Source organism: Martinezella dioscoreae, assembly GCF_009176305.1.
Taxonomy (GTDB): domain Bacteria; phylum Pseudomonadota; class Alphaproteobacteria; order Rhizobiales; family Rhizobiaceae; genus Rhizobium; species Rhizobium dioscoreae.
Genome location: NZ_BLAJ01000003.1, coordinates 511,271 through 535,992, shown reverse-complemented (window position 1 = coordinate 535,992; position 24,722 = coordinate 511,271). Strand labels below are relative to the sequence as shown.

Genomic DNA, 24,722 nt, shown 5'->3' with positions numbered 1-24,722 from the left:
TCTTAAACGCTCGAGCCTGAGGGTTAGGTGCTGGCAATAAATTATGCGCCGCTCTATAAATGGGCAATGTTGACGGTCATCATCGAATGCCAGGATCACGAACCCGAGCTGGCGCAGACATTGGCGGCATTGGTGGCAGGAGCGGTCGAAGGGCTGGTCAGCGACGTGGTCGTGCTCGATCACGGTTCCAGGGACGGTACATCGAAGGTGGCCGATGCCGCCGGCTGCCGCTTTTATTCGCAGTGGGATATCAAGGATATATTGCGGTCTGCGAGGGGCGAATGGTTGCTGCTGGTCGAGCCGGGCGCGCGGCCGCAAGCCGGCTGGATCGATGAGATCGCCGAATATGTCTCGCTGAACAAGGTGCCGGCGCGCTTTACAGCATCGCGCGGCTATCGTCGCCCGTTTCTGAAGCGAATCGGCCGTCGTACGGCGCCGCTGGAGCTGGGTTTGCTGCTTTCCAAGCACCAGGCGATCGCTGTCGCCAGGTCGGGCATGGGGCTGGCGGAGTTCGCCAAGGGACAGAAGGGCCGACGGCTTTCAAGCGAGCTCATTCCGTCCTGGGTGGCACGCGCGGCGCGATAGGGCCTAGAGCATTTCCGCTTTTCTTCGAATTGCAAAAACGCTCCATCTTCTTGTTTTTACGCAGCTCCGGACGCAAAATCGCTTCGCACTTTTGCTGGAACTGCTCTAGCGTTCCGCAGATTCCATTTGTAAACGCGCGAATAGCTGCGATAATTTGCATGTGGCGGCACCTTATGCGTGTCGCGTCAGGCGGCCGACCATGAAGATGCCGATATCAGGCGGAACTGGTCAGCGGAACTCTCCTTTTCTGCCGGGATTTCGGCGAAAGGAGGTGCGTTATGAAACGCACGATGCTCTACCGCCTCATGGCAACGATCTTCGTCGCAAGTGCAACTCTTTTCCCCGGCATTGCCGCCGCTCAGGTGACCTTGGCCTGCGCTCAACGCGTCGATATCGTCGCGTTTCTTGGCGACCATCTTTCGGAAAAGCTTTCGGCCGTCGGCAAGCTCGATCAGAGCACGATTGTTGAGATCTACGCCGCCGAGAGCGGCAACTGGACACTGCTGATGAGCGACGTATCCGGCCGGAGCTGCATCATTCTCACCGGCGATTCTTGGGAATCAATTCCTGTTCTGCCGAAGGCATGATCGACGCGCAATATCGCGTTGAGCAGAAGACCTATCTCGAGCCGGCGCCGCGCTTTAGATGCTCGTCGAGGCGCGGCATGATCTCCACGAAATTGCAGGGCATGTGGCGATAGTCGAGTTGCGCCTTCAAGATGCCGTCCCATGCATCTTTGCAGGCGCCAGGCGAACCCGGCAGTACGAAAATGAAGGTGGCATTGGCCACACCGCCGGTCGCCCGTGACTGGATCGTCGCTGTGCCGATCTTGTCATAGGAAATGCGATGAAAGACCTCGGAAAACCCATCCATCCGCTTCTCAAACAAAGGCTCCAGCGCTTCCGGCGTAACGTCGCGGCCGGTGAAGCCAGTCCCGCCGGTGGTGATCACGACGTCGACCGCATCGTCCTTCGTCCAGGCTTCCACCTGCGCGCGGATGCGCTCCTTGTCGTCTGGCACGATGGCGCGGGCAGCAAGCCTATGGCCCGCCTCCGCAATGCGGGCAACCAGCGTATCGCCGGATTTATCGTCAGCGAGCGTGCGTGTATCGGAAACGGTCAGCACGGCGATGCCGACGGGAATGAAGGATCTTTCGTTGCCTGACGCTGCCATCATGCCTCTCCCGCGATTGTTTCGGTCACCTGGAAATACCAGTCCGGCCGCTGCCTGTGAAGCAAAGCGGCGGCGGCCGCCGCCTGTTCGATATCGTTGAAAATACCGAAGCACGTCGCACCGGAACCGGACATGCGCGTTATGATCGGCGCCTGGCTTTCGATCAGGCCGGAGAGCGCTGAAATCTCACCGCAGATTGAGCGTGCCGGCGGTTCGAGATCGTTGCGCAGGGTCTTGATCGTGTCGATCCATTCGCCGTGTCCCTGCGGCATCTGCGATGGAAACAAGAGCGGCGGATTGTCCTTGCGGGTGAGCTGCCGAAACACATCCGATGTCGAGACGCCGACAAGCGGATTGCCGAGAACCACGGCAAAGGCGGGAAATCCCCGCAGCAGGTCTATCGCCTCGCCAATCCCGCGCGCGACCAGCGGTTGGCTGGCAAGGCACATCGGCACATCGGCGCCGAGTTTCAAGGCGATGGTTTTGACCGTCGCCTCCGGCAGGGTAACGCGCCATAGCCGCATCAGCCCGCGCAAGGTCGCCGCCGCGTCCGCCGAGCCGCCGCCGATGCCGGATGCGATCGGTAGATTCTTTTCCAGATGAATATGGGCAGGGGAGGCATCGAAGCCGGCCGAGTTGACTGCCTGCCGCAAGAGATCGCGCGCCTTCAGCACGAGATTGTCGCCGGCCTCGGCATCGGCTGAGAGGAGCGGGCCGAACCGTCCCGAAAGGCTGAAATCATCATCCTCGCTTGCGCGAAAGAAAAGACGATCGCCATGGCGGGCAAAGCTGACGAGCATGTCGAGCAAATGATAGCCATCGGCTCGGCGGCCCGTGACATGCAGTGCAAGATTGATCTTTGCGGGCGCTTCTTCCGTGAGGTCGAAATCGCCCGCAGCCAAGATCGTGCTCATGGAAATCTTAGGACTTCTTGTCGACCGGCGCCGGAGCGTTCGTGTCGGGCGAAGGCACGGGTGCTGGATCGGGCAGCTTGCTTTTGTCGACAGTCTTCGGATCGTTGTCGAGCGGCGGCAAGCCCTTCTCGACCTTCTCCTTGATCTTCGGAATATCGGCTTCTTCCGGCTTCGAGGCGAGCGCCCGGTTCCACTGATAGACGGCTTCGAGCTTGCGATTGACGCGCCAGTAGGCGTCGCCGAGATGGTCGTTGATCGTCGGATCGCCGGCCTTGAGCTGCGCTGCACGCTCCAGTTCGCTCACCGCATCATCGAAACGGTTGAGGCGGAAATAGGCCCAGCCAAGGGAATCGACGATATAGCCGTCATCCGGCCTCAGATCGACGGCCTTCTTGATCATGTCCAGACCCTGGTCGAGGTTCATGTTCATGTCGACCCAGGAATAGCCCAGATAGTTCAGCACTTGCGGCTGATCCGGATTGAGCTCGAGGGCTTTCTTGAAGTTCGGCTCGGCATCCGCCCACTTCTTCAGCCGCTCATAAGCAATGCCGCGCTGGAAGAACACCGCCCAATCGCTGCGCTTCGGCACCGGGCCGATGATCTGCACGGCCTTGTCGTAATTATCGGCCATGGACTGGAAGTCCTTGGCGTCGGAAAGCACGCTGCCATAGGCGAGATAGCTGCGGACATCGTTGGGATCGGAATCGATCAGTGCCTTCAGATGTTTGCGTGCATCGTCGATTTTACCTGCCTGGGCGAGTGCGAGGCCGAGCTGCAGCTCGGAGATGCGGGCCATCGGCGAATTATCGGGCACCTTCTTGTAGAAGGCGATCGCGCGATCGGTCTGCTCCTGTTTTTCGGCCAGCCCGCCGAGCAGGACCAGCGTATCGGCCGCCTTCGGGTCGAGGGAGTTGGCAATCTGTAGATAGAGCGAGACGACATCTTCGGCCCCGTCGCGGTTCAGCGCGGCACCGATGGTGAACAGAACGGCGGCCGCACCCTCGCTGGCGTTCGTCACCTGCTGATCCGGCGTATCGCCCTTGCTGATGCTGTCGCGCAGTGCATTCAGCGGCGCATAATTGCTGACGAGATTGTCGCCGACGGAAATCGCATCCAGGGCCTTCTGCTTGTCTCCGGCCTTGGCTTCGAGGCGTGCGAGCGCCATGACGGCGCGCATGAAGGTGTCAGGTGCGGTAGCGCCGCCCGTCTTGTCGAGGATGGCATCGTTAAGGTGAGAGCGCGCCGACTTCAGGTCGCCCAGCGTCAGCGCAATGGCGCCGGCATGATAGTTCTTGAAGATGTTGAACCAATCCGGGCCCTTCATCTTGTCGATCATCGAGATTGCTTCCTTGCCGCGGCCCGATCCGGCGCGCGCCCAGGCGGCGAGCAGGTTGGTCATCATTCGGTCGAGATCGTTCGGACCGTTATATTTGAGGATTTCCTGCGCGGTGCGGTATTCATGGCGGCGGATGGCATCCATGCCGCGCACGATCGTCGTGACACGCTCGACCGAAGGATCGCTCTTCAACTCGTTGGCGTATTTGACGCCTTCTTCCAGATTACCGTTCAGCAGCAGCGAGATCATCAGCCGCTGGCGAATTTCCGGATTGCTCGGATCGATCATCAGCGCCTTTTTGTAGAGCGCAATGGCAGTATCGTAGTCATGATCGACATCTGCGGTACGGGCGGCGAGGAACGCGCCTGCGAACGTATCGACGCTATCCGGATCGAAAGAAGTGACCGGAGCACTGGCCTCCGGCGCTGCCGGCTTATCCTCTGCGCGCGCGCCAGTCAGGGCGGACACCGAAAGGATTGCCGCCAAGGCTACGCCCGAAAGGAAACGGATGGCAAGTCTCTGCCGCATTAGAAAGCCTTTCATCAAGGGAATGGCCGGCGACTTCGCCGGCGGCACAACGCATTCGTGTCAACTGATTCACAACAGGATGGCTTTTTTGAAGCGGCCCTGCAACAAATTCAGGCCGCCGCTATCAATTAACGCGTTCGATGCAGAAATCGATCACTTCCAGAAGTGCCGATTTCCAGGGCGTTTCCGGCAATGGCGCCAAGGCGTCGCGGGCAATCGTGCCGTAGTGTACGGCGCGGGCAATTGTGTCGGCCAGCGCGCCGTATTTCGTGATCAGGCCGAGGGCCTTTTCGAGATTCTCGTCGCTGTTATCGCCGGTTTCGATGGCCTCACGCCAGAAGGCGCGTTCCTTCTCGGTGCCGCGGCGATAGGCGAGGATTACCGGAAGCGTGATCTTGCCCTCGCGGAAATCGTCGCCGACATTCTTGCCGAGGTCGGCAGCCTTGCCGCCGTAATCGAGCGCATCGTCGACGAGCTGGAAGGCTAGGCCGAGATTGGTGCCGTAGGACTTCAGTGCATTGCGCTCCGCCTTGCCGGCATTGGCGACGATCGGGCCGACTTCGGCCGCGGCGGCAAAGAGCGCCGCGGTCTTGGCGCGGATGACCGAGAGATAATCGTCTTCCGTCGTCTCCATGTTCTTGGAAACGGAAAGCTGCAGCACTTCGCCTTCTGCGATCACGCAGGCTGCCGAGGAGAGTACGTCGAGCGCTTCGAGCGAGCCGACTTCCACCATCATGCGGAAAGCCTGGCCGAGCAGGAAATCGCCAACCAAAACGCTCGCCTGGTTGCCCCAGATCATCCGGGCCGTGGATTTGCCGCGGCGCAGATCGCTTTCATCGACGACGTCGTCGTGCAGCAGCGTCGCCGTATGCAGGAATTCGACCGAGGTCGCGAGCTTGATGTGATTGTCGCCCTGATAGCCGTAAAGAGCGGCGGAGGCGATCGTCAGCATCGGCCGCAAACGCTTGCCGCCGGAGGAGATGAGGTGCTCCGCAACCTCGGGGATCATCTGCACATCGGAGCCAGCCTTGGACAGGATGAGCTGATTGACGCGTTCCATGTCCGCCTTGGTCAGGTCCACCAAAGGCTTGATGGATGCCAGTTTATTCTTGCTTTCTTCCAGCGGTATCACGACGCCCAACGATCCGGACTCCTGTTCATTTCCTGCAAAGCACAATAAGAAGGGGCGAAAGAGGCGGCAAGAGGCGAATTGTCTCGTCGCGTAAATTTGACAGGAATTCTAAGGCTTATGCACGAGCTGATCCGCACCAACGACCCGGTCCTTCTCTCATTCGCGGAGAGTCTGATGAAGGATGCTGGAATCCATTGTCTGGTGGCGGATCAGGCGATGAGCGTTCTGGAGGGTTCGCTCGGCATGCTGCCCCGCCGCTTTCTGGTGGAGGAAGAGCGTGCCGATCTGGCCCGCCGCATCCTCATTGATGCCGGTCTCGGTGACGAACTGCGCCCGGTGCGGACCTGAGGTCGGCCATGACCGGCAAGCCCTCCGAAACCATCGATGCCTTCCACCGCGGCGCTTTCCATGTCGTGCAGCCGAAAGGCAGGGGGCACCGCTCCGGCATGGATGCCATGTTGCTGGCGGCGCTTGTCGCAGATGAGCGGACGATCCGGGTGGCGGATCTCGGCGCAGGTGCTGGAGCAGCCGGAATGGCGGTGGCCTCGAGACTCGACCGGGCGGAGGTCGTGTTGTTCGAGCGCTCGTCCGACATGGCCGAGTTCGCGCGCAAGAGCCTTTCGTTGCCGGAAAATGACCGTTTTGCCAGCCGCGTATCCGTTATCGAGGCCGACGTGACGCTGACCGGCAAGGATCGCAACGAGGCGGGGCTCGTCGACGACAGCTTCCACCATGTCATCATGAACCCGCCCTTCAACGATGCCAGCGACCGGCTGACGCCCGACGCCTTGAAGGCAGAGGCGCATGCCATGACGGACGGACTGTTCGAGAAATGGATTCGCACGGCAGGTGCGATCATGATCCCTGGTGGGCAGCTGTCGCTGATCGCCCGGCCGGAGTCGATCGGCGAGATCATCGCCGCCTGCGGCCGCCGCTTCGGCGGCATGGAAATCACCCCCATCCATCCCCGCGAAGGTGAGAGTGCCGTGCGCATTCTGGTGACGGCGATCAAGGGTTCGCGGGCGAGGCTGGCACTGCGCGCACCTCTGATCATGCACGGCGAAGGGACGCATAAATTCACCGATTTCGTCGATGATATGAACAACGGCCGCGCTTCATATCCGCGCCGATAGCCATTCGGCCGCCCTCAGCGTCAGAGCATCAAATACAATCCGCAATATTGCGTTTGCCATTTCCATGCATACATCACGGGCAACAAACATCATGAAACAGGGATGACGAATGGTTGGGTTCTTGAGACGCATGCTTCCGAAGCGCTTCCGCAAGGAGGAGGTGATCGTACCCGTCGTCCGCCTGAGCGGCGTCATCTCTTCCGGGGGAGGGCCGCTGCGGCAATCGCTGAATCTGGCAGGCTCATCCCAGGCTCTTGAAAAAGCCTTCGGTATGAAGCCGGCGCCGGCTGTCGCCATTATCGTCAATTCGCCGGGCGGCTCTCCGGTGCAGTCGCGGATGATCTACAATCGTATCCGCGATCTGGCCGCCGAGAAAAACAAGAAGGTTCTGGTCTTCGTCGAGGACGTTGCGGCCTCCGGTGGCTACATGATTGCATTGGCCGGCGATGAAATCATTGCCGATGCCACCTCGATCGTCGGTTCGATCGGCGTCGTTTCCGGCGGGTTCGGATTTCCGGAGCTCCTGAAGAAGATCGGCGTCGAGCGCCGCGTCTATACCGCCGGCGAGAACAAGGTGATCCTCGATCCCTTCAAGCCGGAGAAGGAAAAGGACATTGAATATCTAAAGAGCCTGCAGCTGGAGATCCACAAGGTCTTCATCGAAATGGTGCTCGAGCGTCGTACAGGAAAACTCTCGGCTGACGAAACGGTGTTCTCCGGCCTGTTCTGGACCGGCAGCCGCGGGCTGGAGCTCGGCCTGATCGATGGTCTCGGCGACATGCGCCAGGAGCTGAGGAAGCGCTTCGGCGACAAGGTCAAGCCTATGTTGATCACCACGCCGCGCAGCCTTTTCGGCCGCAAGGCTCCGGGCATCTCGCTTGGGAGCATGGATGGCCTCGGCGCCGGGCTTGCATCCGGGCTTGCGGAAGCGGCAGAGGAAAGGGCATTGTGGAGCCGGTACGGATTGTAAGCGGGAGCGCTGGCTAATGTCCCGGATCATCTTCTTCATCATCGCAGTCGGCGGGATTTGGTTCCTGTATCGGCGTTTCGTCCGCGATGCCCAGCGGCTCGCCGAAAAATCCCGCCGTGCCGAAACGGAACGCCGCACCGGCGCGATGGGAACGCTGGTTAAGGACCCGAAAACCGGCGAGTATCATGTGAAGCGCGAGGATAAGTAGTATGGACGAAGCAGAGCGGCGGAAGTCGGCTTTGGAGAAAGTCAAGTCGTTCAGGTTGGAGTTTCCCGCCGATTGGAAGTTTGATCGCGATGAAGCCAATATGCGTAGCGATCATTCGGATCTCAGCGTCGTTTTTCCACCCGTGACATCCAATCCGCTCCCGCGTAGCTGATGCAGATAATGTGGACGACCTGGGTCGCATCATCTACCGTGAAGCATACGACCGCCTTTTCTGAAGCGGGAATTGCTCTCAGCTTTGGCCCGATATCGGTGCGCACTGTGCCTACATGTGGAAAGTCGGTAAGCTTATCGATGAATTCCGTGATTTCATCGATTTTTGCTAGCCCGACTTCGATACCTGCATAGCTGGAAATGAAATCGACGATGTCGAAGAGATCACCTTCGACAAGCGGATGTTTGGTTATCGCATAACGCATGGGCCGACTTACTTGGCGTATTTCTGGCGCAGCCGATCCTTCACTCTGGAGGCCATTACCTTGCCGTCCCAAGGGAGCCACCGATCCTCGGGCAATTCCATGCGCCGGCGAATTTCATCCGCCATGCCGGATACCGCATCATTGGGTGCATCATCATGGTGAGTTATTTGGTCGATCTGCTCGATCGCAGCTTCGACGAGGCTGGAAATCGATGGAAACGCACCTTCCTCGACCATCTTTTCAGCAAGGCGAAGATGGTGTTCGGATAGTGTGATTTCGGTTTTGATGTTCATTATCTTCTCCAGGAAGGCGCGGAGACGCATAGCGCTATCTATACGTCATGTCTTGACCCTTGTCTCCTATCGTGGCACCTGTCGCGCCACCCTACACCAAGCAGATAGTAGCTGATCCCATGACTGCCAACGTGCCCGACCATATGAACCCGAAGCGCTCCTTTCAGGCGCTGATCCTGACGCTGCACAATTACTGGGCCGACAAGGGTTGTGCGGTTCTGCAGCCCTACGACATGGAAGTCGGCGCCGGCACGTTCCATCCGGCCACCACGCTGCGTTCGCTGGGTCCGAAGCCGTGGCGGGCTGCCTATGTCCAGCCGTCACGCCGTCCGTCCGATGGCCGTTATGGCGAGAATCCTAACCGCCTGCAGCATTATTATCAGTATCAGGTCATCCTGAAGCCCAATCCGCCGAACTTGCAGGATCTCTATCTCGGTTCGCTGAAGGCAATCGGCCTCGACCCGCTTCTGCACGATATCCGCTTCGTCGAAGACGATTGGGAAAGCCCGACGCTCGGCGCATGGGGGCTCGGCTGGGAATGCTGGTGCGATGGCATGGAAGTCTCGCAGTTCACCTATTTCCAGCAGGTCTGCGGCATCGAGTGCGCGCCCGTCGCCGGTGAGCTGACCTACGGCCTGGAGCGTCTTGCGACCTATGTTCAGGGCGTCGACAGCGTCTATGACCTGAACTTCAACGGCCTCGACGGCGAAGACAAGATCACCTACGGCGATGTCTTTCTGCAGGCCGAGCAGGAATATTCGCGGCATAATTTCGAATATGCCAATACCGAGATGCTGCACCGCCATTTCATCGACGCGGAGAAGGAATGCCAGGCATTGCTGGCAGCCGGCGCGCCCGGCGACAGTGAAAATCATCGCCTGCACAAATGCGTCTTTCCGGCTTACGACCAGTGCATCAAGGCGAGCCACGTCTTCAATCTGCTCGACGCTCGCGGCGTCATCTCGGTGACGGAGCGCCAGAGCTACATCCTGCGCGTGCGCACGCTAGCCAAGGCCTGCGGTGAGGCCTTCCTGCTGACCGATGCCGGCGGCATCAACTGGAATCAGCAGGCCGCATAAGGCAAGCTTCCCCAGGATCGGGCATCGCCACAGCCCATCTTGGCTCTGCGCCGTCGTTAAAGCCGGGTGACATTGGCGTGAAATCTGCCTAGTGTCCCTTGGGTTGCAGTCGCCACGGGGGATTTCAGATGCTTATTCTTCTCGCGATCATAGTGCTGGCCGCGCTCTATGTCGTGTTCGCCTATAATGGGCTCGTCCGCGCGCGTCAGGTGGCTGAGGAGGCCTGGTCAGGCATCGACGTGCAGTTGAAGCGCCGCGCCGACCTCATTCCCAATCTGGTCGAGACGGTCAAAGGCTATGCCGGCCATGAACGCCAGACCTTGGAAGAGGTTGTCGAACTGCGCAACAAGGCGCAGGCCGTGCCGGCAGGGGATGTCGCGGCGCGTGGTCAAGTGGAGGGCTTGTTGTCGCAGGCGCTTGGCCGGGTGATCGCGCTCGCCGAAGCCTATCCCGACCTTAAGGCCAACACGAACTTTCTCGAATTGCAGCGCTCGCTGGAGGGCGTGGAAGGCGAAATCCAGATGTCGCGCCGTTATTACAACGGTGCCGCGCGCGATCTGAACGTCAAGGTCGAGACCTTCCCGAACAATCTCATCGCCGGCCCCTTCGGATTTACCAAGAAGGCCTATTTCGAGATCACCAACGAGGCGGACCGCGCCGTTCCTACGGTAAAGTTCTGAGATTTCCGCTATCGGTTTTTCATGCGAGGCGGTAAAGGATGCCGACTGCTGGCCGTCGGCTGGCTTCCTGACTGACCAAAGAGAATGATGATGGGTAGAGCCAAACTCACGATTATCCCGCCGGGCAAGCCTTTGACCGGACGCGCCATGCCGCCCGGATCGAAGTCGATTACCAATCGCGCACTGCTGCTGGCTGGCCTTGCCAAGGGCACGAGCCGGCTGACCGGCGCGCTAAAGAGCGACGATACCCGCTATATGGCCGAAGCGTTGCGCGCCATGGACGTTGTCATCGACGAGCCCGATGACACGACCTTCATCGTGACCGGTAGCGGCAAGCTGAAGGCGCCTGCTGCCCCTCTCTTTCTCGGCAATGCCGGCACCGCGACACGCTTCCTGACGGCCGCTGCAGCGCTGGTCGACGGCAAGGTCGTCGTCGACGGCGACGCTCACATGCGCAAGCGGCCGATCGGCCCGCTCGTCGACGCGCTGCGCTCGCTCGGCATCGATGCCTCCACGGAAACCGGCTGCCCGCCTGTCACCATCAACGGCACCGGCCGCTTCGAAGCAAGCCGTGTGCAGATCGATGGCGGCCTGTCCAGCCAGTATGTCTCTGCGCTTCTGATGATGGCCGCCGGCGGCGACCGCGCCGTCGATGTCGAGCTGCTCGGCGAGCATATCGGCGCTCTCGGCTATATCGATCTCACGGTCGCGGCCATGCGCGCTTTCGGCGCCAAGGTCGAGCGGGTGAGCCCGGTCGCCTGGCGCGTCGAGCCTACTGGCTATCATGCGGCCGATTTCCTGATCGAACCGGATGCTTCCGCCGCAACCTATCTCTGGGCGGCGGAAGTGCTTGGTGGCGGCAAGATCGATCTCGGCACGCCGGCAGAGCAGTTCTCGCAGCCGGATGCAAAAGCCTATGAGCTCATCTCGAAGTTCCCGCATCTTCCCCCCGTGATCGATGGCTCGCAGATGCAGGATGCGATCCCGACGCTCGCCGTTCTCGCTGCCTTCAACGAAACGCCGGTGCGCTTCATCGGCATCGAGAACCTTCGCGTCAAGGAATGCGACCGCATCCGTGCCTTGTCGAGCGGCCTGTCGCGCATCGTGCCAAACCTCGGGACTGAAGAGGGTGACGATCTCATCGTCGCATCCGACCCGAGCCTTGCCGGCAAAGTGCTGCCGGCGGAGATCGACAGCTTCGCCGACCATCGCATCGCCATGAGCTTTGCGCTCGCCGGTCTGAAGATCGGCGGCATCACCATTCTCGACCCCGATTGTGTCGCCAAGACCTTCCCGTCCTATTGGAACGTGCTGGCTTCGCTGGGGGTCACCTACGAAGACTGACGCTCCGCCATCTCAAGGGAGGCTGAGCGCGGAATAATCATGACGCAAAGCGGCGCCGGCAGCAGCGGCGCCGCGGCCATCCTTTGGGGGAGTGATGACACGGCTTTGCGGATTCTTTCTGGCTCTGTGCCTGCTGCTCTGTGCGACGGCGGTGACGGCAGCCGAGCTCATCACCAATTTCGATCAGGCAATCGCGCTGCATCGCGACGGCTCCATGCGGGTCGTCGAGACGATCTCCGTCAATGCCGAGGGCCGAGATATCCGCCGCGGCATCTTTCGGGATTTCCCGCTGACAATGACAGATGCCGGTGGCCGTCAGATCGAGGTGGATTTCAAGGTCGTCGCCGTCGAGCGTGACGGCCAGCCGGAGGATTGGCGTAGCGAGCGTATTAGCGGCGGCGAACGCATCTATATCGGCAAGGCCGATCGTATTCTGAACCCAGGCCCGCATATATTTCGCCTGACGTATGACACCAACAGACAGATGCGCTATTTCGGTGATCACGACGAACTTTATTGGAATGTGACGGGCAACGGCTGGCTGTTCCCGATCATCAATGCGAAGGCAACCGTCACCTTGCCCGATGGCGTGCAGCCGCAGCAGCTTGCCTTCTTTACGGGGCCGCGCGGCGCTACGGGCAAGAACGCGAGTGCGAGCCAACAGGGCAATATCGTTACCTTCGCGACGACTAGGCCGCTCGCCACCGCCGAGGGCCTGACGATCGCCATCAAGCTAGGCAAAGGAGCGATTGCGCCGCCCAGCGACAGCCAGCAATGGGGCTGGTTCCTTCGGGATCATCTCGATACGATCATCGCCATCGGCGGGCTGCTCCTGCTGTTTGCCTATTACATGCGAAGCTGGATCGCTGTCGGCCGAGACCCACCTGCGGGTGTTATGGTCCCACGCTGGGACCCGCCTGACGGTATTTCGCCGGCGCTCGTGAACTATATCGATAACGGGGGCTTCGCCAGTTCCGGCTGGACGGCATTCTCCGCGACGGCAATCGACCTTGCCGTGCGCGGCTATGTCATTCTCGATGATCTGAAGGAAAAGGTCGTTATCCGCCCGACCGGCAAGGCCGGCGGCGATCTCAGCGGCGGCGACAAGGTGCTGATGCAGGCCGTCGGACCATTTTCTCCGCTCGTCATAGACAAGGAAAACGGCGAGGCGGTGCAGGGTTTGGGTGCGAAGTTTCGCAGCGCGATCGAGCGCGATCATCGCGGCGAGTATTACAAGGCCAACTCGCTCTATGTCGTGATCGGTGTTGCTCTCTCGGTTTTGATCCTGGCATCCATCATCATCTTCGGGCGGTTGCATGAAAATGCGGTGCCGCTGATCGTCATGCCCGGTGTCCTGTCGATTTTCGTGACCATCTTCACCAACATCATCGGTCGACGATTTCGGCGTCCCAACGCTAGTCTCGGCCAGCGAATTCTTTCCGTTCTGATCTGCGCCTTCTTCGGCTTCGTATTGGTATCCGTCGCGGTCAACGGCTTTGCCGCCGCGGTCGTGCCACTGTGGGAAGCGGGCCTGCTGCCGCTGGTCGCCGGCATCGTCGGCATTTTTGCGCTCAACGTCGTCTTCTATTTCCTGATGGGCGCGCCGACACCGCTTGGACGCAAGATGATGGATGGCATCGCCGGCCTCCGGCAATATCTGACGCTCGCCGAACGAGACCGGATGAACATGCAGGGCGTGCCGCAGATGTCGCCGCAGCATTTCGAAAAACTGCTGCCCTATGCGGTCGCGCTCGGTGTCGAAAAGCCCTGGTCGAGCGCTTTCGAGACCTGGCTTGCGACCGCCGCAGGTGCAGCAGCGGCAGCCTACGCACCGGTCTGGTATTCCGGCGATTTCCGCCCTGGTAATATCGGCGGCACGATCGGCGACTTTTCCTCTTCCATGGCGTCGACCATAGCCTCGACGATTCCTGCACCGGCATCGAATTCATCCTCCGCTTTCGGCGGTGGAGGCGGCGATGGTGGATCTTCCGGTGGTGGAGGAGGCGGTGGAGGCGGAGGAGGGTGGTAAATTCGCCGTTTGCCTTGGTGACTTTTGCCGCCGGGCTTGCTAAGTCCGCCCGGATCATTTCTGCCTCAACGTAAAGACAGCTCCCATGCCCGATCTCCTTCTCGAACTCCGCTCCGAGGAAATTCCCGCCCGTATGCAGCGCAAGGCTGCCAGCGACCTGAAGAAGCTGGTGACCGATGCCCTGGTCGAAGCAGGTCTTTCCTATGAGGGTGCCAGGGAATATTGGACGCCGCGGCGCCTCACGCTCGATATTCGCGGCCTGACGGCGCGCTCGGCCGATGTGCGCGAGGAGCGCAAGGGCCCACGCACCGATGCCAACGAGAAGGCGATCGAAGGCTTTCTGCGCGGTGCCGGCCTGTCCTCCATTTCCGAGGCGCAGGTGCAGAGCGACCCGAAGAAGGGCGATTTTTACGTTGCGATCATTTCCAAGCCCGGCCGTGCTGCCGAGGAAATCGTCGCCTCGGTCATGCCCGACATCATCAGAAGCTTCCCCTGGCCGAAATCGATGCGCTGGGGTAAGGCATCAGTAAAGCCCGGCTCGCTGCGCTGGGTGCGCCCGCTGCAATCGATCGTCTGCGTCTACGGCACCGAGCATGAGGAAACCGTCGTCATCCCCTTCGAGATCGACGGCATCGTCGCCTCGAATGTGACCTATGGCCATCGCTTCCATGCGCCAGGCCCGATCACGGTCAAGCGTTTCGAGGATTATGCCTCGAGCTTGGAAAAGGCCCACGTCGTTCTCGATGCCGAGCGCCGCAAGGACATCATCCTGCATGATGCCCGCGATGTCGCCTTTGCCAATGGCCTCGAACTGGTTGAGGACGAAGGCCTGCTGGAGGAGGTTTCCGGCCTTGTCGAATGGCCGCAGGTGCTGATGGGCTCCTTTGAGGAGGATTATCTCTCGATCCCCTCGGAGATCATTCGCCTGACCATCAAGACCAACCAGAAATGCTTCGTCACCCGGCCGCAGGCCGGCGAGACGCTGTCCAACCGCTTCATCCTCGTCGCCAATATCCAGGCGACGGATGGCGGCAAGGAAATCATCCACGGCAACGGCAAGGTCGTGCGCGCCCGTCTGTCGGACGCGCTGCATTTCTGGAAGCGCGATCAGGGCGATCTGCCCGATCTCGAAATGCTGGAAGCCTCCGCTAAAAAATTCGGCCTCGATCTGAAGAAGCCGCTCGATCAGCGCATGGCCAAGCTCGATGCGCTGAATGTTACCTTCCATGCCAAGCTCGGCAGTCAGGGCGAGCGTGTTGCCCGCATCCGGGCGCTCGCCGCCGACCTCGCCAGGATCACCGGCGCCGATGCCGCCCTGGTCGACCGCGCCGTCGTGCTCGCCAAGGCCGATCTGCGCACCGAAGCCGTCGGCGAATTCCCCGAACTGCAGGGCGTGATGGGCCGCAAATACGCCTCGCTGCAGGGCGAGAATGCTTCCGTGGCAACAGCGATCGAAGATCACTACAAGCCGCAAGGCCCGTCCGACCGCGTTCCCGAAGACAAGGTTGCGATCACTGTCGCGCTGGCCGACAAGCTGGATACGCTCGTCGGCTTCTGGGCGATCGATGAAAAGCCCACGGGCTCGAAGGACCCTTATGCACTGCGCCGCGCAGCCCTCGGTGTCGTCCGTATCCTATTGGAGCGCGGCGTTCGCCTGCCGCTGCTCGCGACCACTGGGGATGCCGACCTGCTCGCCTTCTTCCATGATCGCCTCAAGGTCTACCTGCGCGATCTCGGCGCCCGTCATGACCTGATCGACGCGGTGCTGACGCCGGAGGCCGACGATCTCTTGATGGTCGCCCGCCGTGTCGAAGCGCTGACCGCTTTCATCACCTCCGAGGATGGCAAGAACCTGCTCGCCGGCACCAAGCGCGCCACCCAGCTTTTGGCCGCCGAAGAGAAGAAGGGCACCGTCGTCGCCGACGGCGTTTCGGAAGCCTTGCTGAAGCTCGATGCCGAAAAGGATCTCTTTGCTGCCGTGAAGGCCGCCTCTGCGGAGGCCTCTGACGCGATCGCCAAGGAAGATTTCCGCTCGGCCATGGCAGCTCTTTCCAAGCTGCGTGCGCCCGTAGACCGCTTCTTCGAGGACGTACTCGTGAACGATGAAGACGCCGCCATCCGCGCCAATCGCCTGGCACTGCTGCGCCTGATCCGTGAGGCAACCGGCACGGTCGCTGACTTCTCGAAGATCGCGGGATAAGACATGGGGGCGCGATGACCGGAAAAATCCTCGTCAGCGCCTGCCTCATGGGCCATGCCGTCCGCTATGACGGCCGCTCCAAGCCTCTTGTCCATCCGGCGATCGATCGCTGGCGGGAGGAGGGGCGGTTGGTGACGATCTGCCCGGAAATGTCCGCCGGCATGGCGGTTCCAAGACCGCCTGCCGAAATTGCAGGCGGCGCGACCGGCGAGGATGTGCTTGCCGGCACCGCACGGGTAATGGAAATCACCGGCGGCGATGTCACGGCGGAATTTCGCCAGGCGGCGGAAAATGCGCTGGCGCTCGCAACGGAAACCGGCTGTCGTTACGCTCTCCTGATCGACGGCAGCCCATCCTGCGGCTCCGGCTTCATCTATGACGGCACATTTTCCGGCGGCAAGCAGAACGGCCGCGGCGTCACGGCGGCGCTGCTCAAGCAGGCCGGTATCGAGGTCTATTCCGATCGCGAGATCGACAGGTTGGTCGAGCGGTTGAAGGTCGCAGACTAACGCAGCAAAGCCTTGCTCAAAAGAAAACCGCCGGATGCGAGGCCGGCGGTTTCCCATTTTTGCAGCTGTACTAATCAGGCGGCGCGGCGATGATCCATGACCGCGCGGCCTTCGTTGACACGGAAGCCGCGGATGAGGGCAAGAAGATCTTCCGTGTCGGCGGCGAGCGTCTCGGCCGATGCGGTGGTTTCCTCAGCCATGGCGGCGTTCTGCTGCGTGGCGGCATCGAGCTGGTTCATCGAGGAGGAGATCGAGCGCAGCGTCGTATCCTGCTCGGAGGCGCTGTGGGCGATCTTCGAGACGATCTCATTGGCTGCCTTGATCTGACCGGAGATGCGTTTCAGCGCTTCGCCTGCCTCACCGACAAGGCGAACGCCCTGATCGACCTGACCGGAAGAGCGGGCGATCTGGTCCTTGATCTCCTTCGCGGCTGCGGCGGAGCGCTGGGCGAGTTCACGCACTTCCTGGGCGACGACCGCAAAGCCCTTGCCGGATTCGCCGGCACGAGCCGCTTCCACACCGGCGTTGAGCGCCAACAGGTTGGTCTGGAAGGCGATCTCGTCGATGACGCCGATGATCTTGCCGATTTCGGCCGAAGATTTCTCGATGCCGCTCATCGCTTCGATCGCCTGAGCAACCACGGCATCGCTGCGCGATGCTTCGGCGCTGACGGCATGGACGCGCTTGCTGGCCTCATCGGCGCCTTCCGCGGTCTGACGGACGGCGACAGTGAGTTCGTCGAGTGCGGCCGAGGTCTCTTCCAGGCTAGCGGCTTGACGCTCGGTGCGCTGCGACAGCTCGTTGGAGGCGCGGCGGATTTCTTCCTTGCTGAGGCCGATGTCGTTGCCCTTGGCATTGACGCGACCCATCGCGGCTTCGAGGTGCGACAGTGCCTCATTGAAGTTGTTGCGAAGGCCGGCATAGCTGGCGCCGAGATCGCCGCAGCGCACCGTCAGATCGCCGCGAGCAAGCTCTTCGAGCGACTTGCCGATGACCGCAACGACGCGGGCCTGTTCGCGGGCCTCGTCCTGCTGCTGGCGCAGGTTCTGTTCGCGTTCGTTGCTGATTTCCAGCTCCTGTGCCGCCTGACGGTCGGCAAGCGCATGACGTTCGCGAACCTTTTCCTGCAGCGCCTGGGTCGCCTTCGCCATCAGGCCGATTTCATTGCGCATCTCGGTATGCGGGATGGCGGTCTTCACGTCTTCGTCCGCGACGGCCTTCAGGGCTGCGTGGACGTCGGTCAGCGGCTTCGTGATGCCGCGGATGAAGTAGAAGGCGGCGCCGATACCGATCAGGAAGACGATGCCGCAGATCATGAGAGCACGCCACATCGTGGCATTGATCTGTGCCTCGAGGTCATCCATGTAGACACCGCAGCCGAGCACGATCTGCCAGGGAGCGAAAGCTGCCGAATAGCTGCCCTTCAGGAAGAACTCGCTGTCGGAGTGACCCGGCTTGTTCCAGTAATAGATGGTGCGGCCGCCGCCCTTGATGCCCTTCTCGACCATTTCCTTGCTGAAATGGGTGCCATTCTTGTCGACTTGGCCGGACATGTCCTTGCCGATATTGACGGGGCTCGGATGAATGCGCTGGATCACATTGTAATCGAAACCGAAGAGATAGCCTGCCGGCGCGAAGGTCACATGCGAGAGAACCTTGAAGGCTTCGGCCTGGGCCGCCTCATGGGTCATCTCGCCGGATTTTTCGCGCTGATAATACTGGTTCAAAACCGAGATGCCGGATTCGACCTGCGTGCGCAGCATGTCGAAGCGGTCGTCGTAAATGGAATCGGCCTGGGACCGGATCTGGAAATAAGTGGCCACCGCGAAGGCGGCCATCAGGACGCCAAGCAGGGCAAACAATTGATGCGATATCTTGAGATTCTTCATGGTGCCTCCCACAAGGGTGAATACCGGTGCGGTTTCCTACCGCCTGTGCGATCGCCTGAGAGAATCCCAATACGCTTGCCGCCGCTTAAATGACATGCTGCTGTCCGGTGACAGTAAAATCGCTGTTTATGTCTAAAAAAGCTTTAATTATGGGGTCTTGGTTGTATTTAATTTCGAATTAAACCGCAGATATGTGCAATCATTGTAAGTAATACGCAATTATATTTGAAGATCACACCAGCGAAACTTAGGTTTTGTGAGAGATTATTTAGTTCTGCCGAATACGAAGAGGATATATTTCGAAGTATGAATATAGTCGGCATTTCGCAAGCGCCCAAACGCGGGAACGCCTTGTGAAGATTATTGGCGAAGCTGGAAGCCGGAGATATCGAGCGGCGCAGGTTCGCGAGCTACGAAGGAGTTGGGCAAAGCCGCCGTCTGAGCGGTCATGTCGATCCCATCGGCAGGTTCACCGGCCGCAGCAAGCGCTTCTGGCGTCGGCTTGCTGACGAAGTTAACAGGCGAGCCTCCCATCCACGCTTCGGTGCGGACGACCCTTTTCTGACCATCGATATCACGCACGACCACGGATTGGGTGCCAGGCTCCAGCGCCGGCACGGTATATTCCTTTTCCGTGACCGGCGGCTTCAGCGGAGGGCATTCGGCACAGCTCTTGTCGATAATACTGCCTTTGCCGCCGATCATCGTGCCGTTGATCGGCTGAATCGACGAAGCCATGGCGGAGCCGCCGGCCAGTACGCACGCCAAGGTCAGAAAAAAGGAACGCATAACCAAGAACTCCGCCTTGAGCAATTCCAGGAAAAGTGCGCAGCGGTTTTCCGTCCGGAATTGCGTAAAAACAAAGGGATAGAGCATTTTCGCGTTTCGAAGAAAAGCGCAATGGCTCTATAGTGACGAAGACATTAGTGTCGCTTTATTTCCATCCCGTCAGGAGATTAGGTAAAAATTTAATGGACTTGCAATTGCAGAGCCGCAGGGATGTTTACTTTTCGCGCTCCACTGCACGCCAGCCGATATCATTGCGGTAGAAGCCGTTATCCCATTTCACCTTGCTGGCCAGGGCATAGGCGCGTTCCTTTGCTTCGCCCACTGTCTTGCCCGTTGCCGTAATATTCAGCACCCGACCACCGGTTGCAACCAGCGCTCCGTCCTTCAGGGCTGTGCCGGCATGGAACACCTTCTCGTTTTCACCGCCCGCGGGCAGCGCTGTGATCGGCGTGTTCTTGGCATAGGAACCGGGATAGCCCTTCGAGGCCATGACGACGGTCAGCGCCGGGTCGTCGCTCCATTCGGCCGTCATCTGATCCAGGGTGCCGTTGGCGCAGGCATAAAGCAGCGGCAGCAGATCGCTCTTCAGCCGCATCATCAGCACCTGGCATTCGGGATCGCCGAAGCGGACATTGTATTCGATCAGTTCTGGCCCCTTGGCGGTGATCATCAGCCCGGCGAAGAAGACGCCGCTGAAGGGATGGCCGCTTTCCGCCATCCCGCGCATCGTCGGCTCGATGATTTCCTTCATGGTCCGCTCGACCATGTCTGGCGTCATCACGGGAGCAGGGGAATACGCGCCCATGCCGCCAGTGTTCGGGCCGGTATCGCCATCGCCAACACGCTTATGGTCCTGGGCGGTCGCCAACGCCAGCGCGTGCTTGCCGTCGCAAAGGCAGAAGAAGCTTGCCTCCTCGCCGTCGAGATAGGCCTCGATCACCACCTCCGCCCCGGCCTCGCCGAAAGCGCCCTCGAAGCAATCGTCGATCGCGGCAAGTGCTTCGTCGATGGTCATGGCGACGGTGACGCCCTTGCCTGCCGCAAGCCCATCCGCCTTCACGACGATCGGCGCGCCCTGAGCGCGGACATAGGCTTTTGCCTTCGGCGCATTGTTGAAGCGCTGGTAGGCACCTGTCGGAATATTGTAGCGGGCGCAGATATCTTTGGTGAAACCCTTGGACCCTTCGAGCTGGGCTGCCGCCGCGGAAGGGCCGAAGACGGCTATGCCGGCGGCGCGCAGCGCATCGGCAATGCCGGCGACCAGAGGCGCTTCCGGGCCGACCACGACGAAGTCGATGGCCTTGTCCTTGCAGAAGGCGACAACGGCGTCATGATTGTCGATGTCGAGCGCCGCAAGCGTCGCGTGCTCGGCAATGCCGGGATTGCCGGGTGCGGCGTAGAATTCCGTCATCAGGGGCGATTGCGCCAGTTTCCAGGCCAGTGCGTGCTCGCGTCCGCCCGATCCGATCAACAGAACTCTCATGGCTTGCCCTTTCGTTGCGTCCTTTTGCGCGGTTAAGCGGGGTTGAGCCAAAGGTCAAGCGGCAAATCCTGTGGAGGCAGGGCCGGCAACATTGCCATGCCTTTTTATCCCGCTAAAGCGGAAACGGCTTTCGCCCTCCACGCCATCTCCGCGCCGGGATTAGCGTGTTGCGTGGCGAAAACCGCTTCTTATGTCCGCGGGATCATGCTTATGGTCCCATCACGCTCGTTCAGTTCAGAGAGACACATGGCCGCTGATATCCGTTCCCTTGCCGCAACCATCGCCGCCGAGATCAATGCCCGCCCGGATCAAGCCAAGGCCGCCATCGAACTCCTGGACGAAGGCGCGACCGTGCCCTTCATCGCGCGCTACCGCAAGGAAGTAACCGGTGGCCTCGACGATACCCAGCTTCGCACGCTCTCGGAACGTCTCGTCTATCTGCGTGAACTCGAGGCTCGCCGTGCGGCCATCATTGAATCCATCACCAGCCAGGGCAAGATGACCGACGAGTTGATGGCCAAGATCGGCACCGTCGCCACCAAGTCCGAGCTGGAAGACCTCTATCTGCCCTACAAGCCGAAGCGCCGCACGCGCGCCGAGATTGCCAGGGAGCGCGGCCTCGGCCCCTTGGCCGACACGATCCTCGGTGATCGCTCCAAGGATCCCACGGTGCTGGCCGAGGGCTTTATCACGGCCGATGTGCCTGACGTGAAGACGGCGCTGGAAGGCGCGCGCGATATCATCGCCGAAGGCATTGCTGAAAATGCCGATCTGCTCGGTAAGCTGCGCAATTATATGAAGACCCATGCCACGCTGAAGGCCGCTGTCGTCGACGGCAAGCAGGAGGCAGGCGCCAAGTTCTCCGACTATTTCGCCCATCAGGAGCGTTGGGCGACAGCGCCCGGTCATCGGGCGCTCGCCATGCTGCGCGGCTGGAACGAAGAGGTGCTGACGCTGACCATTGAGGTTGATACGGATGCCGTCTCGCCCAACAAGCCGGTCGAGCGCATGATAACTGCGGCCTATGATATCGGCGCCAGCCTGCCCGGCGACCGCTGGCTGACGGAAGTCGCAAGCTGGACCTGGCGCGTCAAACTTTCGATGTCGCTGTCGCTCGACCTGATGCGCGAACTGCGCGAACGTGCCGAAGAAGAAGCGATCCACGTCTTCGCCCGCAATTTGAAGGATCTGCTACTGGCAGCGCCGGCGGGTTCCCGCGCCACCATGGGCCTCGATCCCGGCATCCGCACCGGCGTCAAGGTCGCCGTGGTGGACGGTACGGGCAAGCTGCTAGAGACGACGACGGTCTATCCCTTTCCGCCGAAGAACGACGTGCGCGGCACACAGGCCGCACTTGCCTCGCTCATCCGCAAGCACAAGGTCGAACTGATCGCGATCGGCAACGGCACCGGCAGCCGCGAAACCGAAAAGCTGGTGGCCGACATGCTGGCCGAACTGCCGGCGCCGAAGCCGACCAAGGTCATCGTCTCCGAAGCCGGCGCATCGGTTTACTCTGCCTCGGAAACGGCTGCGCTTGAATTCCCCGGTCTCGACGTCTCGCTGCGCGGCGCCGTCTCCATCGCCCGCCGCCTGCAGGATCCGCTGGCCGAGTTGGTGAAGATCGAACCGAAGTCGATCGGCGTCGGCCAGTACCAGCACGATGTCGACCAGCAGAAGCTGTCGCGTTCGCTGGATGCCGTGGTCGAAGATGCGGTGAATGCCGTTGGTGTCGACCTGAACACGGCCTCGGCGCCGCTGCTTTCCCGTGTCTCCGGCCTCGGGCCATCGATCGCCGACGCCATCGTTAAGCATCGCGATGTCGAAGGCGCATTCGAGACACGGCGTGATCTCCTGAAGGTCGCCCGTCTCGGCCAGCGCACCTTTGAGCAATGCGCCGGCTTCCTGCGCATCCCGAATGGTAAGGAGCCGCTCGACGCTTCCTCGGTGCACCCGGAGGCCTATGGTGTGGCCAAGAAGATCGTCGCTGCCTGCGGCCGTGATCTCCGCACGCTGATGGGCGATACGGCAACGCTGAAGGCTATCGACCCCCGGCAATTCATCGACGACAAATTCGGCCTGCCGACCGTGCGTGACATCATCGCCGAGCTGGAAAAGCCGGGCCGAGACCCGCGTCCGAGCTTCAAGACCGCAACCTTTGCGGAGGGCGTCAACGAGATCAGCGACCTCAAGCCGGGAATGCTGCTGGAAGGAACCGTGACCAATGTCGCTGCCTTTGGCGCCTTCGTCGACATAGGCGTCCACCAGGACGGTTTGGTGCATGTCTCGCAGCTGGCGGACCGTTTCATCAAGGACCCGCATGAGGTCGTGAAGGCCGGCGACGTCGTCAAGGTCAGGGTCGTGGAAGTCGACGCAAAGCGTAAGCGAATCGGCCTCTCCATGCGCAAAGATGGCAGCACTGTGGCGGCCCCGTCCGGGCGGGATACACGCGAACAGGGTGGTGCGCGCAACGCTGGCGTTAAGGGAAATACCCGTCCCAAGGCCGAGCAGCAGGGTAGTTTTGGCGCCGCCTTGGCCGATGCACTCAAACGAAAATAAGGACTTAGCGGAACTTCGTGCAAGAATGTCACACTCTGGCAGCGTTGTTGCCAGAGTGCCAATGACTGTGGAAAGGTGCGCTTGCCACAACGCTGTGAGGCGTTAAAGTTGCCTTAATGTCATGTCATAACATTCGAGGCGTCCATGGCGTCGACCCTTTTTCCTCTCGTCCAGAAAATCATCCGTAAAGGTTCACTCAGGCTTACGCTCGCATCCGGCGAGACCCATGTGGTCGGCGACGGAACCGGAGAGACGGTAGCCGTCCGGTTTGCCGATCAGCAGGCTGAAGATGCCGTCGCGCGCGATCCGACGCTCAAGCTCGGCGAAATGTATATGGAAGGCCGCTTCATCCTGGAGCAGGGCGACATTTACGAATTCCTGTCGCTGGTGAAGCAGAATACCACCAATGAGGTCTTCGACTTCCGCATGGCGGCGCTGCTGATCGGTCGTATCGCCTGGCAGCAGATCAAGAGCCGCTCGCCGATCAATCGCAACAAGCACAATGTTGCGCATCACTACGATCTCTCAGCGAAGCTCTTCGACCTCTTCCTCGATGAGGACTGGCAATATTCCTGCGCCTATTTCAATCCGCCTGGCATCAGCCTGGATGAAGCGCAGGTCGCCAAGAAACGGCACATCGCTGCCAAACTGCTGGTCGAGCCCGGCCAGAAGGTATTGGAAATCGGCTCCGGCTGGGGCGGTATGGCCATGTATCTCGCCGAGGCCTATCCCGGCCTCGACGTGACCGGTATCACGCTCAGCGAAGAGCAGCTCAAGGTATCGCGTGAGCGGGCGGCCAAGCGTGGCCTCTCCGATCGCGTCCGCTTCGAACTGCAGGACTATCGCTACATGTCCGGCAAGAAATTCGACCGTATCGTCTCGGTTGGCATGTTCGAGCATGTCGGCATCGGCGATTACGGCAAGTTCTTCCGCAAGGTTTCGGAGCTGCTTGATGATAACGGCGTCATGCTGCTGCACTCCATTGCCCGCCCGAAGCCGAGCTTTGCCACCAACGCCTTCATCGAAAAGTATATTTTCCCCGGCGGCTACATTCCGTCGATCGGCGAGACCACGCCGCCGCTGGAAAAGGCCGGCTTGCTCACGCGGGATGTCGAGACCCTGCCGATGCACTATGCCTATACGCTAAGGCACTGGCGCAACCGCTTCGTGGCGCGCAAGGCCGATGCCGTCGCGCTTTACGACGAGAAGTTCTTCCGCATGTGGGAGTTCTATCTGGCCGGCTCCGAAATGGGCTTCCGCTGGGATGAGCTCTTCATCATGCAGCTCCAGATCACCAAGAACCAGTTCGCCGTCCCCGACAACCGCAATTACATCGCGGAACGCGAGGCGAAGCTGAAGGAATTCGAGGCAGGGCGCGCACCTTTGGAGAAGGTGACGTTTTAGGAAGATTCTGTTTTGCCAGTTTACAGGCAGCCTTGCATGCTGAACTAGACA

General features: G+C 60.6%; 23 protein-coding genes. 14 read left to right on the top strand and 9 right to left on the bottom strand.

The window, feature by feature from the left end; all coding sequences use genetic code 11:
- Positions 1 to 66: 66 nt before the first annotated feature.
- Both GDN47_RS14480 and GDN47_RS14470 read left to right on the top strand, forming a co-directional pair.
- Entirely contained in the window at positions 67 to 585 is a 519-nt protein-coding gene (locus GDN47_RS14480; protein ID WP_069612432.1) for a glycosyl transferase, read from the top strand.
- A gap of 278 nt (positions 586 to 863) precedes the next feature.
- Positions 864 to 1,172 (top strand): hypothetical protein, encoded by a 309-nt coding sequence (locus tag GDN47_RS14470; protein WP_069612433.1) that lies wholly within the window; start codon positions 864 to 866, stop codon positions 1,170 to 1,172.
- A gap of 31 nt (positions 1,173 to 1,203) precedes the next feature.
- Here the strand turns inward: GDN47_RS14470 and moaB are convergent, their stop codons facing one another.
- From moaB to GDN47_RS14450, 4 genes are all read right to left on the bottom strand, one after another.
- Positions 1,204 to 1,758: a molybdenum cofactor biosynthesis protein B gene (moaB, locus tag GDN47_RS14465; protein WP_095434093.1), complete on the bottom strand. Its 555-nt coding sequence runs from the start codon at positions 1,756 to 1,758 to the stop codon at positions 1,204 to 1,206.
- Complete coding sequence (locus GDN47_RS14460) at positions 1,758 to 2,672, bottom strand: 4-(cytidine 5'-diphospho)-2-C-methyl-D-erythritol kinase (RefSeq protein WP_152093640.1); 915 nt, start codon at positions 2,670 to 2,672, stop codon at positions 1,758 to 1,760. The genes moaB and GDN47_RS14460 overlap by 1 nt, the downstream gene beginning before the upstream one ends.
- 7 nt (positions 2,673 to 2,679) lie before the next feature.
- Positions 2,680 to 4,536, bottom strand: a complete 1,857-nt coding sequence (locus GDN47_RS14455; protein ID WP_152093639.1) for a tetratricopeptide repeat protein — start codon at positions 4,534 to 4,536, stop codon at positions 2,680 to 2,682.
- Positions 4,537 to 4,660: 124 nt separating this feature from the next.
- Positions 4,661 to 5,677: a polyprenyl synthetase family protein gene (locus GDN47_RS14450; RefSeq protein ID WP_069612437.1), complete on the bottom strand. Its 1,017-nt coding sequence runs from the start codon at positions 5,675 to 5,677 to the stop codon at positions 4,661 to 4,663.
- Positions 5,678 to 5,785: 108 nt separating this feature from the next.
- On the opposite strand from GDN47_RS14450, the gene GDN47_RS14445 reads away from it, so the two are divergent.
- The 4 genes from GDN47_RS14445 to GDN47_RS14430 all read left to right on the top strand — a co-directional run bounded on the left by GDN47_RS14445 (position 5,786) and on the right by GDN47_RS14430 (position 7,979).
- Entirely contained in the window at positions 5,786 to 6,016 is a 231-nt protein-coding gene (locus tag GDN47_RS14445; RefSeq protein WP_069612438.1) for a putative signal transducing protein, read from the top strand.
- An 8-nt stretch (positions 6,017 to 6,024) separates the two neighbouring features.
- The gene (locus GDN47_RS14440; protein ID WP_113330986.1) at positions 6,025 to 6,801 is read left to right on the top strand and encodes a tRNA1(Val) (adenine(37)-N6)-methyltransferase; all 777 of its coding nucleotides are present in this window, start codon (positions 6,025 to 6,027) and stop codon (positions 6,799 to 6,801) included.
- Positions 6,802 to 6,910: 109 nt separating this feature from the next.
- Positions 6,911 to 7,771 carry a S49 family peptidase gene (locus GDN47_RS14435; protein ID WP_113353862.1) on the top strand — a complete coding sequence of 287 codons (861 nt, stop codon included), beginning with the start codon at positions 6,911 to 6,913 and terminating at the stop codon, positions 7,769 to 7,771.
- Positions 7,772 to 7,787: 16 nt separating this feature from the next.
- Complete coding sequence (locus GDN47_RS14430) at positions 7,788 to 7,979, top strand: hypothetical protein (protein ID WP_069612441.1); 192 nt, start codon at positions 7,788 to 7,790, stop codon at positions 7,977 to 7,979.
- A 122-nt stretch (positions 7,980 to 8,101) separates the two neighbouring features.
- Here the strand turns inward: GDN47_RS14430 and GDN47_RS14425 are convergent, their stop codons facing one another.
- Both GDN47_RS14425 and GDN47_RS14420 read right to left on the bottom strand, forming a co-directional pair.
- Positions 8,102 to 8,416, bottom strand: a complete 315-nt coding sequence (locus GDN47_RS14425; protein ID WP_152093638.1) for a type II toxin-antitoxin system RelE/ParE family toxin — start codon at positions 8,414 to 8,416, stop codon at positions 8,102 to 8,104.
- An 8-nt stretch (positions 8,417 to 8,424) separates the two neighbouring features.
- The gene (locus GDN47_RS14420; protein ID WP_112722704.1) at positions 8,425 to 8,709 is read right to left on the bottom strand and encodes a hypothetical protein; all 285 of its coding nucleotides are present in this window, start codon (positions 8,707 to 8,709) and stop codon (positions 8,425 to 8,427) included.
- A gap of 119 nt (positions 8,710 to 8,828) precedes the next feature.
- Between GDN47_RS14420 and GDN47_RS14415 the strand changes: the two genes are divergently transcribed.
- From GDN47_RS14415 to GDN47_RS14390, 6 genes are all read left to right on the top strand, one after another.
- Positions 8,829 to 9,788, top strand: a complete 960-nt coding sequence (locus tag GDN47_RS14415; protein WP_152093637.1) for a glycine--tRNA ligase subunit alpha — start codon at positions 8,829 to 8,831, stop codon at positions 9,786 to 9,788.
- Between the two features lie 128 nt (positions 9,789 to 9,916).
- The gene (locus GDN47_RS14410) at positions 9,917 to 10,468 is read left to right on the top strand and encodes a LemA family protein (protein ID WP_113353865.1); all 552 of its coding nucleotides are present in this window, start codon (positions 9,917 to 9,919) and stop codon (positions 10,466 to 10,468) included.
- 87 nt (positions 10,469 to 10,555) lie between these two features.
- Positions 10,556 to 11,812 (top strand): 3-phosphoshikimate 1-carboxyvinyltransferase, encoded by a 1,257-nt coding sequence (locus GDN47_RS14405; protein WP_173002506.1) that lies wholly within the window; start codon positions 10,556 to 10,558, stop codon positions 11,810 to 11,812.
- 94 nt (positions 11,813 to 11,906) lie between these two features.
- Positions 11,907 to 13,841 (top strand): DUF2207 domain-containing protein, encoded by a 1,935-nt coding sequence (locus GDN47_RS14400; RefSeq protein WP_152093635.1) that lies wholly within the window; start codon positions 11,907 to 11,909, stop codon positions 13,839 to 13,841.
- A gap of 85 nt (positions 13,842 to 13,926) precedes the next feature.
- Positions 13,927 to 16,041 carry a glycine--tRNA ligase subunit beta gene (gene glyS, locus GDN47_RS14395; RefSeq protein ID WP_152093634.1) on the top strand — a complete coding sequence of 705 codons (2,115 nt, stop codon included), beginning with the start codon at positions 13,927 to 13,929 and terminating at the stop codon, positions 16,039 to 16,041.
- A gap of 14 nt (positions 16,042 to 16,055) precedes the next feature.
- Positions 16,056 to 16,550 (top strand): 2-thiouracil desulfurase family protein, encoded by a 495-nt coding sequence (locus tag GDN47_RS14390; RefSeq protein ID WP_145322677.1) that lies wholly within the window; start codon positions 16,056 to 16,058, stop codon positions 16,548 to 16,550.
- Positions 16,551 to 16,624: 74 nt separating this feature from the next.
- Here GDN47_RS14390 and GDN47_RS14385 read toward each other — a convergent pair whose 3' ends face one another.
- The 3 genes from GDN47_RS14385 to purD form a co-directional block, all read right to left on the bottom strand.
- Entirely contained in the window at positions 16,625 to 18,439 is a 1,815-nt protein-coding gene (locus tag GDN47_RS14385; RefSeq protein ID WP_152093633.1) for a methyl-accepting chemotaxis protein, read from the bottom strand.
- 360 nt (positions 18,440 to 18,799) lie between these two features.
- Complete coding sequence (locus tag GDN47_RS14380) at positions 18,800 to 19,228, bottom strand: plant virulence effector HPE1-like domain-containing protein (protein WP_152093632.1); 429 nt, start codon at positions 19,226 to 19,228, stop codon at positions 18,800 to 18,802.
- A gap of 214 nt (positions 19,229 to 19,442) precedes the next feature.
- Entirely contained in the window at positions 19,443 to 20,711 is a 1,269-nt protein-coding gene (purD, locus tag GDN47_RS14375; protein WP_152093631.1) for a phosphoribosylamine--glycine ligase, read from the bottom strand.
- A 246-nt stretch (positions 20,712 to 20,957) separates the two neighbouring features.
- Here purD and GDN47_RS14370 point away from each other — a divergent pair, with 246 nt between their 5' ends.
- Positions 20,958 to 23,267 (top strand): Tex family protein, encoded by a 2,310-nt coding sequence (locus tag GDN47_RS14370; protein ID WP_152093630.1) that lies wholly within the window; start codon positions 20,958 to 20,960, stop codon positions 23,265 to 23,267.
- Between the two features lie 144 nt (positions 23,268 to 23,411).
- Complete coding sequence (locus GDN47_RS14365; protein WP_145322687.1) at positions 23,412 to 24,671, top strand: cyclopropane fatty acid synthase; 1,260 nt, start codon at positions 23,412 to 23,414, stop codon at positions 24,669 to 24,671.
- Positions 24,672 to 24,722 lie beyond the last annotated feature (51 nt).

Excerpts from the sequence above, each read along its gene's own strand:
- moaB (WP_095434093.1), bottom strand. The coding sequence starts at position 1,758 with ATGGCAGCGTCAGGCAACGAAAGATCCTTCATTCCCGTCGGCATCGCC.
- GDN47_RS14445 (WP_069612438.1), top strand. The coding sequence starts at position 5,786 with ATGCACGAGCTGATCCGCACCAACGACCCGGTCCTTCTCTCATTCGCG.
- GDN47_RS14385 (WP_152093633.1), bottom strand. The coding sequence starts at position 18,439 with ATGAAGAATCTCAAGATATCGCATCAATTGTTTGCCCTGCTTGGCGTC.
- GDN47_RS14470 (WP_069612433.1), top strand. The coding sequence starts at position 864 with ATGAAACGCACGATGCTCTACCGCCTCATGGCAACGATCTTCGTCGCA.
- glyS (WP_152093634.1), top strand. The coding sequence starts at position 13,927 with ATGCCCGATCTCCTTCTCGAACTCCGCTCCGAGGAAATTCCCGCCCGT.
- GDN47_RS14370 (WP_152093630.1), top strand. The coding sequence starts at position 20,958 with ATGGCCGCTGATATCCGTTCCCTTGCCGCAACCATCGCCGCCGAGATC.
- purD (WP_152093631.1), bottom strand. The coding sequence starts at position 20,711 with ATGAGAGTTCTGTTGATCGGATCGGGCGGACGCGAGCACGCACTGGCC.
- GDN47_RS14405 (WP_173002506.1), top strand. The coding sequence starts at position 10,556 with ATGATGGGTAGAGCCAAACTCACGATTATCCCGCCGGGCAAGCCTTTG.
- GDN47_RS14425 (WP_152093638.1), bottom strand. The coding sequence starts at position 8,416 with ATGCGTTATGCGATAACCAAACATCCGCTTGTCGAAGGTGATCTCTTC.
- GDN47_RS14390 (WP_145322677.1), top strand. The coding sequence starts at position 16,056 with ATGACCGGAAAAATCCTCGTCAGCGCCTGCCTCATGGGCCATGCCGTC.
- GDN47_RS14480 (WP_069612432.1), top strand. The coding sequence starts at position 67 with ATGTTGACGGTCATCATCGAATGCCAGGATCACGAACCCGAGCTGGCG.
- GDN47_RS14365 (WP_145322687.1), top strand. The coding sequence starts at position 23,412 with ATGGCGTCGACCCTTTTTCCTCTCGTCCAGAAAATCATCCGTAAAGGT.
- GDN47_RS14400 (WP_152093635.1), top strand. The coding sequence starts at position 11,907 with ATGACACGGCTTTGCGGATTCTTTCTGGCTCTGTGCCTGCTGCTCTGT.
- GDN47_RS14410 (WP_113353865.1), top strand. The coding sequence starts at position 9,917 with ATGCTTATTCTTCTCGCGATCATAGTGCTGGCCGCGCTCTATGTCGTG.
- GDN47_RS14420 (WP_112722704.1), bottom strand. The coding sequence starts at position 8,709 with ATGAACATCAAAACCGAAATCACACTATCCGAACACCATCTTCGCCTT.
- GDN47_RS14380 (WP_152093632.1), bottom strand. The coding sequence starts at position 19,228 with ATGCGTTCCTTTTTTCTGACCTTGGCGTGCGTACTGGCCGGCGGCTCC.
- GDN47_RS14455 (WP_152093639.1), bottom strand. The coding sequence starts at position 4,536 with ATGCGGCAGAGACTTGCCATCCGTTTCCTTTCGGGCGTAGCCTTGGCG.
- GDN47_RS14415 (WP_152093637.1), top strand. The coding sequence starts at position 8,829 with ATGACTGCCAACGTGCCCGACCATATGAACCCGAAGCGCTCCTTTCAG.
- GDN47_RS14440 (WP_113330986.1), top strand. The coding sequence starts at position 6,025 with ATGACCGGCAAGCCCTCCGAAACCATCGATGCCTTCCACCGCGGCGCT.
- GDN47_RS14460 (WP_152093640.1), bottom strand. The coding sequence starts at position 2,672 with ATGAGCACGATCTTGGCTGCGGGCGATTTCGACCTCACGGAAGAAGCG.
- GDN47_RS14435 (WP_113353862.1), top strand. The coding sequence starts at position 6,911 with ATGGTTGGGTTCTTGAGACGCATGCTTCCGAAGCGCTTCCGCAAGGAG.
- GDN47_RS14430 (WP_069612441.1), top strand. The coding sequence starts at position 7,788 with ATGTCCCGGATCATCTTCTTCATCATCGCAGTCGGCGGGATTTGGTTC.